This window comes from Blastococcus sp. SYSU DS0533 (assembly GCF_054050775.1).
This window is the reverse complement of sequence record NZ_JBJGZZ010000005.1, coordinates 47,868-61,307: the sequence shown is the minus strand read 5'-3', so window position 1 is coordinate 61,307 and position 13,440 is coordinate 47,868. Positions and strand designations below refer to the sequence as shown.

At 76.5% G+C, this 13,440-nt stretch carries 11 protein-coding genes; 8 read left to right on the top strand and 3 right to left on the bottom strand.

Annotated features, from left to right (window positions below):
* Positions 1–105: 105 nt before the first annotated feature.
* The 3 genes from ACI79W_RS08220 (at position 106) to ACI79W_RS08210 (ending at position 5,193) form a co-directional block, all read left to right on the top strand.
* Entirely contained in the window at positions 106–1,227 is a 1,122-nt protein-coding gene (locus tag ACI79W_RS08220) for a citrate synthase 2 (RefSeq protein ID WP_456561586.1), read from the top strand.
* A gap of 98 nt (positions 1,228–1,325) precedes the next feature.
* Positions 1,326–2,438 (top strand): phosphoserine transaminase, encoded by a 1,113-nt coding sequence (gene serC, locus ACI79W_RS08215; protein WP_456561585.1) that lies wholly within the window; start codon positions 1,326–1,328, stop codon positions 2,436–2,438.
* A gap of 70 nt (positions 2,439–2,508) precedes the next feature.
* Positions 2,509–5,193, top strand: a complete 2,685-nt coding sequence (locus ACI79W_RS08210; protein ID WP_456561584.1) for an ATP-binding protein — start codon at positions 2,509–2,511, stop codon at positions 5,191–5,193.
* A gap of 12 nt (positions 5,194–5,205) precedes the next feature.
* On the opposite strand, the gene ACI79W_RS08205 is transcribed toward ACI79W_RS08210, so the two are convergent.
* Positions 5,206–6,654 (bottom strand): circularly permuted type 2 ATP-grasp protein, encoded by a 1,449-nt coding sequence (locus ACI79W_RS08205; protein WP_456561583.1) that lies wholly within the window; start codon positions 6,652–6,654, stop codon positions 5,206–5,208.
* Positions 6,651–8,549 (bottom strand): prolyl oligopeptidase family serine peptidase, encoded by a 1,899-nt coding sequence (locus tag ACI79W_RS08200; RefSeq protein WP_456561582.1) that lies wholly within the window; start codon positions 8,547–8,549, stop codon positions 6,651–6,653. Before ACI79W_RS08200 ends, ACI79W_RS08205 begins: the two co-directional genes overlap by 4 nt.
* Positions 8,550–8,798: 249 nt before the next feature.
* On the opposite strand from ACI79W_RS08200, the gene sepH reads away from it, so the two are divergent.
* Entirely contained in the window at positions 8,799–9,701 is a 903-nt protein-coding gene (gene sepH, locus ACI79W_RS08195; protein WP_456561581.1) for a septation protein SepH, read from the top strand.
* 46 nt (positions 9,702–9,747) lie between these two features.
* Positions 9,748–10,221: a general stress protein gene (locus ACI79W_RS08190; RefSeq protein WP_456561580.1), complete on the top strand. Its 474-nt coding sequence runs from the start codon at positions 9,748–9,750 to the stop codon at positions 10,219–10,221.
* Between the two features lie 3 nt (positions 10,222–10,224).
* Here ACI79W_RS08190 and ACI79W_RS08185 read toward each other — a convergent pair whose 3' ends face one another.
* Positions 10,225–11,025: a TrmH family RNA methyltransferase gene (locus tag ACI79W_RS08185; protein WP_456561579.1), complete on the bottom strand. Its 801-nt coding sequence runs from the start codon at positions 11,023–11,025 to the stop codon at positions 10,225–10,227.
* Between the two features lie 53 nt (positions 11,026–11,078).
* Between ACI79W_RS08185 and ACI79W_RS08180 the strand changes: the two genes are divergently transcribed.
* The 3 genes from ACI79W_RS08180 (at position 11,079) to ACI79W_RS08170 (ending at position 13,381) form a co-directional block, all read left to right on the top strand.
* Positions 11,079–11,450: an FAD-dependent oxidoreductase gene (locus tag ACI79W_RS08180; RefSeq protein WP_456561578.1), complete on the top strand. Its 372-nt coding sequence runs from the start codon at positions 11,079–11,081 to the stop codon at positions 11,448–11,450.
* Between the two features lie 420 nt (positions 11,451–11,870).
* On the top strand, positions 11,871–12,593 hold the full coding sequence (locus ACI79W_RS08175; RefSeq protein ID WP_456561577.1) for an ABC transporter ATP-binding protein: 723 nt from the start codon (positions 11,871–11,873) through the stop codon (positions 12,591–12,593).
* Positions 12,590–13,381: an ABC transporter permease gene (locus ACI79W_RS08170; protein WP_456561576.1), complete on the top strand. Its 792-nt coding sequence runs from the start codon at positions 12,590–12,592 to the stop codon at positions 13,379–13,381. The genes ACI79W_RS08175 and ACI79W_RS08170 overlap by 4 nt, the downstream gene beginning before the upstream one ends.
* Positions 13,382–13,440: the final 59 nt, after the last annotated feature.

Genomic DNA, 13,440 nt, shown 5'->3' with positions numbered 1-13,440 from the left:
CACCGCCCCGCTTGCGCCAGGACGGGTCGGACGGCCTAGGGTCGGCAGGCAATCGTGCGCCAGTTCCTGCGCGCACGTGGGTCCGCGCGCAGAGGAGCTTGCGAGATGGCCGACGACTTCGTACCCGGCCTGGAAGGCGTCATCGCCTTCGAGACCGAGATCGCCGAACCGGACAAGGACGGCGGTGCGCTGCGCTACCGCGGTGTCGACATCGAGGACCTGGTCGGCAAGGTCACCTTCGGCAACGTCTGGGCACTGCTGGTCGACGGCAAGTTCGGTCCCGGGCTGCCGCCGGCCGAGCCGTTCCCGATCCCGGTGCACAGCGGCGACGTGCGCGTCGACGTCCAGGCAGCCCTGGCGATGCTGGCCCCGTTCTGGGGCTACCGCCCGCTGCTGGACATCAGCGCCGAGGAGGCGCGCGACCAGCTGGCCCGCGCCGCGGTGATGGCGCTGTCCTACGTCGCGCAGTCCGCCCGCGGCATCGGCGTCCCCGCCGTCCCGCAGAGCCGGATCGACGAGGCGGCGACGATCGTCGAGCGCTTCATGGTCCGCTGGCGCGGCGAGCCCGACCCCCGCCACGTGGCCGCGGTGGACGCCTACTGGACCTCCGCCGCCGAGCACGGCATGAACGCCTCGACGTTCACCGCCCGCGTCATCGCCTCCACGGGCGCCGACGTCGCGGCCGCGATGTCCGGTGCGATCGGCGCCATGTCCGGCCCGCTGCACGGCGGCGCCCCCTCCCGGGTGCTGCACATGCTCGACGACGTCGAGAAGACCGGCGACGCCGAGAAGTACGTCAAGGACCTGCTCGACCGCAAGGAGCGGTTGATGGGCTTCGGCCACCGGGTCTACCGCGCCGAGGACCCCCGCGCCCGCGTGCTCCGCCGCTCCGCCCAGGAGCTCGGCGCCCCGCGCTTCGAGGCCGCCCTGGCTCTCGAGAACGCCGCCCTCAAGGAGCTGCGCGAGCGGCGTCCCGACCGGCCGGTCGAGACGAACGTGGAGTTCTGGGCGGCCATCGTCCTCGACTTCGCCGAAGTCCCCAGCCACATGTTCACCTCGATGTTCACCTGCGCCCGCACCGCCGGCTGGTGCGCGCACATCCTCGAGCAGAAGAACACCGGCCGCCTCGTGCGCCCGTCCGCCCGCTACATCGGCCCCGCGCCGCGCAAGCCCGACGCCGTCGAGGGCTGGGACACCATCAACACCAAGGCCGCCCAGCCGGCCTGAACGAGGACCACTCTCCAGGGCCCCACGCCTCGCGAGCCCGGCGCGGGGCCCTGACGGGTGGCCGTTCCAGCACGTCACCCCGAGAGGCCCTCAACGGCATGACCCTCACCATCCCCCCGGCGCTCCTGCCGGCCGACGGCCGGTTCGGGAGCGGGCCGTCCAAGGTGCGCCCCGAGGCGTTGCGCGCCCTGGCCGGCGAGGGGGCCGCGGTCATGGGCACCTCCCACCGCCAGGCGCCGGTGAAGGCCCTGGTCCGCCGGGTCCGGGAGGGGCTGACCCAGCTGTTCGACCTCCCGGACGGCTACGAGGTGGTGCTCGGCAACGGCGGGACGAACGCGTTCTGGGACGCCGCCCTGTTCGGGCTCATCCGCGACCGCGCCGCCTTCGGCAGCTACGGGGAGTTCTCCGCCCGGTTCGCCGCCGCGGCGGCGGAGGCGCCGTTCCTCGGGGAGCCGGTGGTCGTCACCGCCGAGCCGGGCTCGCTGGCGCTGCCGGCGGCCACCCGGGGCGTCGACGCCTACGCCTGGGTGCACAACGAGACCTCGACCGGCGTCATGGCGCCGATCTCGCGGCCCAGCGGCACGGAGGACGCCCTGGTGCTCGTCGACGCCACCTCCGGTGCCGGGGGCCTCCCCGTCGACGTCTCGCAGACCGACGTCTACTACTTCGCCCCGCAGAAGTCCTTCGGTTCCGACGGCGGGCTCTGGGTGGCGCTGATGTCGGCCGACGCCCTGCAGCGGATCGCCGAGATCAAGGCGTCGGGGCGCTGGGTGCCCGCCTTCCTCGACCTGTCGATCGCCGTGGACAACTCCGCGAAGGACCAGACGTACAACACCCCGGCCGTCGCCACGCTGTTCCTGCTGGCCGACCAGATCGACTGGCTGCTCTCCCTCGGCGGGCTGTCCGCCGCCGTCGAGCGCACCCGCGAGTCCTCGTCGCGGCTCTACGGCTGGGCGGAGCGGTCGGCGTACGCCACGCCGTTCGTCGCCGAGCGGGAGCACCGCAGCTACGTCGTGGGCACCGTCGACTTCGCGGGCTCCGTCGACGCCGCGGCCGTCGCGGCGACGCTGCGCGCCAACGGCATCGTCGACGTCGAGCCCTACCGCCGGCTCGGCCGCAACCAGCTGCGCGTCGGCATGTTCCCCGCGGTGGACCCGGACGACGTGCAGGCCCTGACGGCATGCATCGACCACGTGGTCGAGCGGCTCTAGGAGGAGCCCCTGCCCCACCGCACGCGAGCTGGGGACGGGTCCGCACAGGGGGCCGACGACTTCGTGACGCATGGATCTCACGCTGGAGGTGGACGTGGGCCGCGGTAGGTCGTCGGGCGCAGACGGCGGCGAGCTCTTCGCCGCCGGGGGCGAGGCCGGCCGCATCATGGCCGGGTTCGACTGGGCGGGCACCCCGCTCGGCCCGGTCGCCGGCTGGCCGGCGAGCCTGCGGTTCGCCGTGCGCACGGTGCTGGTGTCCAAGTTCCCCATGGTCCTGACCTGGGGCCCGGACTTCCTGCAGTTCTACAACGACGCGTACGCACCCCTCATCGGCGCCAAGCACCCGGCGATCGGCCAGGACATCCGGCAGACGCTGGCCGAGGGGTGGGACGCCCTCGGCCCCCCGGTCGAGCACGCGATGGCCGCCCGCGAGGGCTCCTGGCTGCCCGGGCTGCTGCTGCTGCTCGAGCGCGCCGGCTACCGGGAGGAGACCTACTTCACCGTCTCCCACGCACCGGCCTTCGACGACGACGGCGGCGTCGCCGGCATGCACGCCGTCTGCACGGAGGTGACCGGGGAGCTGCTCGCCGCCCGCCGCCAGCAGCTGCTGCACTCGCTGTCGGTCGTCGGCGGGCAGCCGGACGACGCGCGGCAGACGGTCGCGACCATGTGCGCCGCCCTGGGCGAGAACCCGATGGACGTCCCCTTCGCCGCCGTCTACCTGGCCACCGGGGAGGGCACGTACGGCCGCGTGGCGGTGACCGGGGTCGAACCGGGGCTGCTCCCCGAGGGGGGCGGTGCCGGCACCGTCCTGCCACCGGTCGCCTCCCTGGGCCTGACCGGAGGCCCGTGGGGCGATCCGGTGACCGAGGCGGTCGTGCTGCCGCTGCGGGTCGGCCGGGACACCGAGCCCGCGGGTCTGCTGGTGCTCGGCAAGTCACCCAACCGGGCCCTGGACGCCGACTACCGCGCCTTCCACGAGCTGGTGGCCGGCCAGTTCGCCGGCGCGCTGGGCACCGTCCGCGCCTTCGAGAGCGAACGCCGGCGGGCGGAGTCGCTCGCCGAGCTCGATCGTGCCAAGACGACCTTCTTCGCCGACGTCAGCCACGAGCTGCGCACGCCGCTGACGCTGCTGCTGGGGCCGCTCCAGGACGTGCTCGAGGACCCGGACGCCGGGTTGACCGAGGACGTGCGGGAGCAGGTCACCCTCGCCGTGCGCAACGGGCGCCGGCTGCGCCGCCTGGTCGACGACCTGCTCGACTTCGCCGGCATCGAGGCCGGGCGGGCCGCGCCGGTGCGGGTCGCGACCGACGTGGCCACCTTCACCGCCGAGCTGGCCGGCATCTTCCGGTCGGCCACCGAGCGGGCGGGGCTGCGCCTGACCGTCGACTGCCCGCCCCTGGGTCGGCCGGCCCACGTGGACCCGCGGATGTGGGAGAAGATCGTCGTCAACCTCCTCGCCAACGCGGTGAAGTACACCTTCGTGGGCGGGATCGACGTCGTCCTCCGCGACGTCGACGACCGCGTCGTGCTCACCGTGGCGGACACCGGCGTGGGCATCGTCGCCGAGGAGCTCCCCCAGCTGTTCCAGCGCTTCCACCGCGTCGCCGGTGCCGCCGCCCGGACCCGTGAGGGCACCGGCATCGGCCTGGCCCTGGTGCAGGAGCTGGCCGCGCTGCACGGCGGCACGGTCACCGTGACCAGCGAGCCGGGCCGGGGCAGCACCTTCACGGTCTCGCTGCCGTTCGGCGAGCCCGACGCCGCAGCCGACGGCCCGGCGGCGGCCCCGTCCGACGCCGCTCGCGGCGAGGCCGAGAGCTGGGAGCAGGAGGGGACGCGACCGGCGGGCCGGCCGGACGGCTCCCCGGACGCCGCCGACGTGCTGGTCGTCGACGACAACGCCGACATGCGCAGCTACCTCACCCGCCTGCTGCGGCCCTTCTGGGCGGTGCGCACGGCGGCCGACGGCGAGGAGGCGCTCGCCGCGGTGGCCGCGCGGCGCCCGGCCCTGGTGCTGACCGACGTGATGATGCCGCGGGTCGACGGGTTCGAGCTGCTCCGGGCGCTGCGGGCGGACCCGGCCACGCGCGACGTCCCGGTGATCGTGCTGACCGCCCGCGCCGGGCAGGAGGCCTCCGTGGAGGGGCTGGAGGCCGGCGCCGACGACTACCTCGCCAAGCCCTTCCGCGCCGCGGAGCTGCTCGCCCGCGTGCGGGTGGCGCTCGAGCGGGCGGCCGGCCGCGCGGTGGAACCCGCCGGCCCCCGCGACGTCGCCGCCCCGCCGCAGGCGTCCCTGGTCGCCGCCCACGTGGAGCGGCCGGGGCACGCAACCGAACCGGTGCCGGCTCCCCGTGCCGGCGGCTCCTCCGACGACGGCTCCCGCGCGCACTGGCGGCTGCCGTCGGCGCTCTCGTCCATCCCCGTGGTGCGCCGGCGGCTCCGCGCGCTGCTGGCCGGCGCCGGGGTCGGCGAGGAGCAGGCCTACGACCTGCTCGTCGCTGCCTGCGAGGCCACGAGCAACGCGATCGAGCACGCCCAGGACCCGATCGAGCCGGTCGTCGAGGTGTCGGCCGTCGTGGAGGACGGGGTCGTGGAGATCACCGTCCGCGACCACGGCCAGTGGCGGGAACGGGTGCCCAGCATGGACCGCGGCCGCGGCTCCACGCTGATGAGCGCCTTCGCCGAGGTCACCGCCGTCCCCAGCCCCGAGGGGACGACGGTCCGCATCCGGTCGGCGGTGCGCCCGCCCGCCTGACCCGGGGCCTGCTCAGCGCAGCAGCCAGGTGTCCTTGCCGACGAGGACTTCCCCGGCCAGCCGGGTGAGCGCCAGCGGCAGCGTGGTCGTCGTGCGCCCGGCGACGGAGAACAGCCGCAGCCCCACCGGCCGGGGGCGCAGGAACCCGTCGACCAGCGCGGGCGAGGTGGAGGGGGCCAGGGGCTCGCGGGCGACGAACCGGTGCGGGGCGGCGGCGATCTCGGCCCGCAGCGCGGCCAGCCCGGCCGCCGAGCAGGACGGGCCGTGCACGACGCGCCGGCCGCCGTACCCGGCGAGGGACTCCACCTCGAGCTCGTGCAGCCGCTCGGCGACCTCGGCCCACGCGGCCGGGTCGGCGAGCACCCACGTCCGCGCGGATGCCAGCAGGGGCTCCTCCCCGAGGTAGAAGCGGACCATGGCCGGCACCCAGGCGTACCCGGCCGCGTCGTCGGCCACCCCGTTGCCGGGCACGTTGGCCACCCCGAGCCTCCGGGCCCGGACCGCCTCGGTCAGCGCCAGGTCCAGCGGCACCCCGGCGCCGGTCGGGTAGGCGCCGAGCAACGCGTCGTCGAAGCGCCGGTAGAGGACGTCGACGGGCACCCGGCCGCCGTCGACGACCGCCTCCACTCCCCCGTCGCTGCGCGGCCACAGGTCGCCGGCGCGCACCAGCGGGGCGTCGAGGACCTCGGCGAGCACCCGGTGCTCGAACCAGGCGCCGTCGCTCTCGCCCTGGGTGAGCACCGCGGTGCGCGGCGCCCCGTGCACGCCGGGCGGTGCGGCGTCGGCCAGCGCGGCGGCCAGCAGCGGGACGGCGTCGGCGGGGTCGCGGAGCCGGTCGCCGGCGCCGGCGACCAGCTGCGGCAGCACCGCGCGGGTGCACTCCCGGTCTGCCAGCGCGTAGCCGATGCCCGACGGCGCGCGCAGGTGGTCGCGGACCACCGCCCAGCCGCCGTCCGCGGCCCGCACGAGGTCGGCCGCGGCGACGGTCGCGCGCGCCTGGCCCGGCCAGGCGCGGGAAACCGCCTCGGGGTCCCGGCCGGGGCCGTGCGCGACCGCCCACTCGGGCACCGCACCGGCCCGGACGATCTCCGCCGCCCGGTCGGGGTCGCCCCGCCGGCGGCCGGCCGGCCGGTAGGCGTCGGCGAGGAAGGCGTTCAGCGCCCGGTGCCGCTGGGCCACCCCGGCGGACAGCGCCCGCCAGGTCGCGGCGTCGAGCAGCCGCGGCACCGGGTCCAGCGGCACCGGCCGCAGCTGCTGCCGCCCGTCCACCCAGGTGCCGACGACGACGCCCCGCTCCTGCCGCAGCCGCGCCAGCTCCTCTTCCGCGACCGCGAGCCCGGTGGCGCCCAGCCGCTCCAGGACGGCGACCGGCCCGGCCCACCCGTCACGCAGCCGGCCGTCGGCACCGACGGCCTCGTCGGTGCGGTCGGTGGGGTAGCCGGCGAAGAGTTCACCGCTCACAGCCACCGATCGAACCAGGCGGCGAGCCGCTCGCCCAGTTCCACGAGGTGCTCGCGTCCCACGATCGCGTGGCCCTCGCCGGTGAACAGCAGCAGGTCGGCGCGCGCACCCCGCGCCTGCAGCGCCTGGTGCGCCTGCACCGACTCGGCCACCGGCACGTTCGTGTCGCGGTCCCCGTGGGCCAGGAGCACCGGGGCGGTGATGCGGTCCAGGGCCGTCATCGGCGAGAGGCCGGCCAGCATGTCGCGGTCGGCGACGGGGTCGCCGTACTCGGTCACCGAGGCCGCCGCCATCCACGGCTCGGTGCCGGCGAAGAAGGTGCGCAGGTCGCTCATCCCGGCCAGCGAGGTGCCGGCGGCGAACAGCTCGGGCCAGCGGGTGAGCGCAACCAGGGTCAGGTACCCGCCGTAGGACCAGCCGTGGGCACCGACCCGGCCGGGCGCGGCGATGCCGGCGGTCACCAGCTCGTCCACCGTCGTCCGGACGTCGGCGAAGGAGGACTCCCGCGCCGGCCCGTCGTCCGCGGTCATGAAGGCCCGGCCGAACCCGCCGGAGCCCCGCACGTTCGGGGCGAACACCGTGAATCCCGCGGCCACCATGCTCTGCGTGATCGGCGACCAGTTCGGCCGCGCCTGCCCCTCGGGCCCGCCGTGGAAGCTGACCACCGTGCGGTTGGGCCCGCGGCTGCCCTGGGGGACGTACAGCCAGCCCGTGAGCCGGACGCCGTCGGGGGCGAGGTACTCGTGGCGCACCGGCTCGACCAGCCCCGGCACGTCCGGCCGCGGGAGGGAGCAGGGCAGCGGCTCGGCGCCGGCGCCGTCCAGCGGCACGCGCCACAGCCGCCGGGGGGTCCGGGGGCCGGAGAGCTCGGCGACCAGCGCGTCGCCGCCGGGCGCCGGTGCCCAGCCGGAGAGAACCGGCTCGGGGAGCGCGATCCGCCGGACCACGGCACCGTCGGAGCGCGCGTGCAGCCACAGCTCGCTGACCCCGTCGGCGTTCCACACCGCGAGGACGGTGCCGTCGGCGCGCACCACGTACCCGTCGAGATCGGCGTCGGCGCGCTGCAGCACGACCCGGCCCCGGCCCGGCACCCCGTCGCCGTCGAGCGGGACGGCGACCAGGCCGGCCCGGTCGGCACCGGGCGGGCCTGGGAGGGCGGCCCGCACGTGCACGGTCGTCCCGCCGTCGGCGAACCGGCCGTCCTCCGAGGCGATCCCGCCGGGGGCGTCGAGCGGCACCACCCGCCGCTGGATGCCGGTCGCGACGTCGATCGCGACGATGTGCCGGTAGGCGCGCGGACCGCGCCGGGCCAGGACCGTGCGCCGGTCGGCGGAGACGGCGGTGACAGCGAGGAAGCCGCCGGAGGCCAGCGTCCGCTGCCCGCCGGTGACCACGTCGACCAGCACCACGTCGGCGTCGGGCCCCGAGCCCGGGGCGATCGAGCACGCGTAGTCGCGCGGCCCGACCCAGCAGCCGGCGAAGACCGCCGCCCGCGGATCGGCACCGGCGACCAGCCGGCGCCCCGAGCCGTCCGGTCGGACGACGTGCAGCTCGGCGCAGATGGAGCCGCCGGGGCTCACCAGGTAGGCCAGCCGCTCACCGTCGGGGGACCAGGAGACGGAGATGACCTCCTCGTCGGCCCCCGACAGCTGCACCGGCGGCGTGCTGCCGTCGACTGCGGCCACCTCCAGCCGCGGCAGCCCGGAGCGGTCGGTGACGTAGGCGACGCGGCGGCCGTCGGGGGCCGGCGCGGGGCACCAGGCGGCGGTGGCACCGGCGATCGCGGCGACGGCGCGGCGGACCGCGGCCGGCAGCGCCTCCGGGGGCGCGAGCGCCGTGACGGCGGGGCAGCCCGCAGGCGCGGCCGTCCACTGCTGGGTCACGGGGCTGGCCATCGCTCCTCCTCGGCTCGGTGCGGCGCCGCCGGCGAGCCCCCCACTGTGGCGGGGGCTCGTTTCAGGCAGGTTTCAGCGCTCTCATCGGCGTGGCTCGGGGCCAGCCGCACCCCCCTCCGGGGGACGGGCCCCGGCCTGCGGCCTGGCGCGCCACGCCGGGGCGCCTGCGTGCTCCGGCCGGCCGGTCCGGATAGCCTCGGGGACCGGGGTCTCGTCCGGGCCCGCCGCGCCGGCTGCAGGAGGTCGCCCATGCGCACGCTGCGCCTCGTGGCACTCTCCGACGACGGGAAGAACCTCGTCCTCGTCGCCGACAGCCCCGACCACCCCGAGGGCGAGCGCTTCGAGCTCCCGATCGACGAGCGCGTGCGCGCCGCCGCCCGGGGGGACGCCCGCCGGCTGACCCAGATCGACGTCGACCTCGGCACCGAGCTGCCGCCCCGGGTGATCCAGTCCCGCATCCGCGCCGGCGAGACGCCCGAGCAGGTCGCCGCCGCCACCGGCGCCCGGGTCGAGCGCATCATGCGTTTCGCCCACCCGGTGCTGCAGGAGCGCGAGCGGGTGGCCACGCAGGCCCGCGAGGCGCGCGTCCGGCTCACCGAGGGCGCGCCGGGTGCGGTGCTCCAGCAGTTCATGGTCGAGCGGATGCGGCTGATCGACACCGACGTCGACGCCGTCCGGTGGGACGCCTTCCGCGACGAGGACGGCACCTGGGTGGTCACCGGCGAGTGGCGCGCGGGGGCGAAGGCCGGCACCGCCCGGTGGAACTTCGACCTCGCCTCCCGCACGGTCACCCCGCACGATGCCGCGACGACCGACTTCGCCGAGGGCACCCGCCTGGTGCGCGTCGTCCCCGAGGTGCCGGCCGGCCAGCCCGCACCGGTGCACCGCAGCCGCCCCGTGCAGGTGGTGCGCAGCCCCGAGCCGCCGCCCGCCCCGGCCGACGACGTGCACGTGCGCGACGTGCACGCCCCCGACGGCACCCCGGCGGACGACGAGTCGATGGCCGCGCTGCTGGACGAGGTGGCCGAGCACGACACCGTGGTGCTCGGCCGCGGCCGCGGCGGCGGCGACGGCACCGACGACGACGAGGACCCGCGCGCCCGCATCCCGGCGTGGGAGGACATCGTCTTCGGGGTCCGACGCAACCGCTGAGCCGGTCCGCGTGGAACACAGCGCCCGGGTGGGTAGTCGATCCGGCATGAGTGCTTCGGTGTCGATGCCGCTGGGCGGCGTGCAGGTCGGGTCCTTCGACAGCTACGAGCGAGCCCAGGCCGCCGTCGACTACCTCTCCGACGAGAAGTTCGCGGTCGAGAACGTGACCATCATCGGAACCGACCTGCGGATGGTCGAGACGGTGACCGGCCGCATGACCATGGGCCGCGCGATCGCCGCCGGCGCCGCGGCCGGTGCGTGGTGGGGTCTCTTCGTGGGGCTCCTGCTGGGCATCTTCGCCCCCGACGGCAGCGGGTGGATCGGGTCGGTCCTGACCGGCCTGCTGATCGGTCTGGCCTTCGGCGCGGCGTTCGGCGGGATGGGGTACGCCGCCACCCGCGGCCGGCGCGACTTCACCAGCACCAGCAAGATCACCGCGAGCCGGTACGACCTGATGTGCCACCCGGCGCACGCCGAGCAGGCCCGCGCCATGCTGGCCCGCTTCTCGCTGCGCGGCTGACGGCTAGCGGAGGGCCGCGAACGCGACCGCCGCCGCGGCGGCCACGCCCAGGGAGTCCACGCCGCTGCGCATCGGGATCCGCGCCCGCACCCGCGCGGCGGCCTGCGCCTCCGGGGTGAGCCCCGGCCCCTCGGCCCCCAGCAGCACCGCGGTGCGCGGGTGCGCCGCCGGGTCGACGCCGGCCAGGTCCACCGCATCGGCGGCCGGGGTGAGCGCGACGGTGAGGTAACCGGCGTCGTGCAGCCGGTCGAGGCCGGCCGGCCAGTCGGGCAGGACGGCGAACGGCAGGGACAGCACGTGCCCCATCGAGACCCGCACCGACCGGCGGTAGAGCGGATCCGCGCAGCGCGGGTCCAGCAGCAGGCCGTCCACGCCCAGGGCCACCGCCGAGCGGGCGATCGAGCCGAGGTTCTCGGCGTCGTTGAGCGCCTCGAGGACGGCCAGCCGGCGCGGCGCGGCCGGGTCCGGCCCGGTGAGCAGCGCGTCCAGGTCGGCCGGTGGCCGGCGGTCGGCCGAGGCGACGACACCCCGGGTCAGCCGGAACCCGATGACCTCCGACAGCACCCACTTGTCCGCCTCGTAGGCGGGCACGCCGTCGGGCAGCCCCAGCGCGGCCACCCGCCCGGGCACTCCCAGCACCGCCCGCACCCGGTACGGGGAGGCGAGCAGCCGCTGCACCGCGGGGACGCCCTCGACGATCACCGGGCCGGTGCCGCGCGGGGTGCCCGCGGGCCGGTCACCCGCCTTCAGGTCGCGGAAGTCGGCCACCCGTGGGTCGGCCGGGTCGGTGATGGTCTCGGGCACCCGATGATTCTGCCGGGCGGGCGCCGGCGGGTCGCGGCCCCCAGGATCGGGCCGTGGCTCCCGACAGCGCGCCCCTGACCGTCATCGGCGCCGGCATCGCCGGACTGGCGTGCGCCCGCGCCCTCCAGGAGGCCGGCCGCGACGTCCAGGTGCTGGACCGGGGGCGGGCCCCGTGCGGACGGCTCTCCTCCCGGACGGTGCGCGGCCGCCCGGTCGACCTCGGCGCCTCCTCCCTCACCGCCGGCGACGGCTCCTCGTTCGCCGCCGTGGTGGCCGGCTGGGTCGACCGCGGCCTGGCCCCCCCCTGGACGGACACCTTCGCGGTGCTCGGGCCGGACGGGTTCCGGAAGCGGAAGTCCGGGCCGCTGCGGTACGGCACCCCGGCGGGTTCCGCAGCCTGGCCGCCGACCTCGCCACCGGGCTGACCGTCCGGTCCGGGACGATCGTGCGGGAGGTGACCGCCGGGCCCGCGGTCGACGGGCGGGCGGTACCGGCCGCCGTCCTCGCCATGCCCGGACCCCAGGCCGCCCGGCTGCTCGACCCGGCCGGCCCGGCCGGGCGCCTGGCCGCCGCGGAGACCTGGCAGCCGGCCCTCGCGGTGGTGCTCGGCTGGGCGGGGGGCGGTGGCCGCCCGATCTGCACGGCGCCTTCCTCCACGACGACCCGGCCGTGGAGTGGATCGCCGACGACGGCGACCGCCGCGAGGACGGCTGGCACGCCCCGGCGAAGGTGGAGAGCGCCTGGTGCTCGGGGACGGCGCTGGGCCGCGCGCTGACCCGTTGACGGGTCCACGGCAACTCATCTACCGTTGAATTCATCAGCCGTTGAATCATCGGAGGCCGGACATGGATGCCGCCGTCACCGTCACCGATCTCGTCGTCGACCGCGGGCACCGCCGGGTGCTCGACGGTCTCTCCACCGCCGTGCCGCCGGGGCAGGTCACCGGCCTGCTCGGCCCGAGCGGCAGCGGGAAGTCCACGCTGATGAGGGCCGTCGTCGGCGTGCAGGTGGTCCGCTCCGGCACGGTCACCGTGCTCGGGGAGCCGGCCGGCTCCTCCGCGCTGCGCAGCCGGGTCGGGTACGTCACCCAGGCGCCCAGCGTCTACGCCGACCTGACCGTGCGCGAGAACGCCCGCTACTTCGCCGCCCTGTACGGCCGCGGCGGGAAGGAGGCCGACGCCGCCGTCGCCGCTGTCGGCCTCGCCGGCGCCGCCGGGCAGCTGGTCGAGAACCTCTCCGGCGGGCAGCGGGGGCGAACCTCCCTGGCGTGCGCGCTGGTCGGCGCCCCGGAGGTGCTGGTGCTGGACGAACCGACCGTCGGGCTGGACCCGGTGCTCCGGGTCGAGCTCTGGGAGCGGTTCCACGCGCTGGCCGACGCCGGCGCGACCCTGCTCGTCTCCAGCCACGTGATGGACGAGGCGGCGCGCTGCGACCGGCTCCTCCTGCTGCGCGACGGGGCACTGCTGGCCGACGCCACCCCGGCCGAGGTCCGCGCCGAGGCGGGCACCGAGGACCTGGAGGAGGCCTTCCTCCGGCTCATCCGCGCCCGCGAGGAGGTGGCGGCGTGACCACCGCGACCCGGACCCGGGCCCCGGGCCGGCTGAGCCCCCGGCTCACCGCCGCGACGACCGGCCGGGTGCTGCGCCAACTGCGCCACGACCACCGGACGATCGCCATGATGCTGGTGCTGCCCAGCCTGCTGCTGGGCCTGCTCGCGCTGCTGTGGGCCGACCTGCCCGCGCCGCCCGGGCAGCCGAGCACGTTCGACCGGGTCGGGCTGACGATGCTGGGGATCTTCCCGTTCGTCGTGATGTTCCTGGTCACCAGCATCGCCATGCTGCGCGAGCGCACCTCCGGCACGCTCGAGCGGCTGCTCACGACACCGCAGTCGCGGCTGGACCTCCTGCTGGGCTACGGGACGGCGTTCGGGCTGGCCGCCGCGGTGCAGGCGGTGGTGACGGTAACCGTGGCGGTCACCCTCTACGACCTCGACGTCGCGGGGCCGCTGGAGCTGGTGGTCCTCATCGCCGTCGCCGACGCCGTCCTCGGCGTGGCCCTGGGGCTGCTGGCCAGCGCGTTCGCGCGCAGCGAGTTCCAGGCCGTCCAGTTCATGCCGGTGATCGTGCTGCCGCAGTTCTTCCTCTGCGGGCTGCTGGTGCCGAGGGAGCAGATGGCCGGGTGGCTCCAGGCGATCAGCGACGTCCTGCCGCTGACCTACGCGGTCGAGGCGCTGCAGGAGGTCGGCGGCTCCCTCGAGGCGACCGGCAGGATGTGGGCCGACGTCGGCATCGTGACCGGCGCCGCGCTGCTCGCCCTCGCGCTGGCGGCGGCCACGCTGCGGAGGAGGACCAGCTGACCCCCCGTTCCCGTCGTCCTCCCGGCCGGCGCCCGGGCCGGCCCGACACCCGCGAGGCG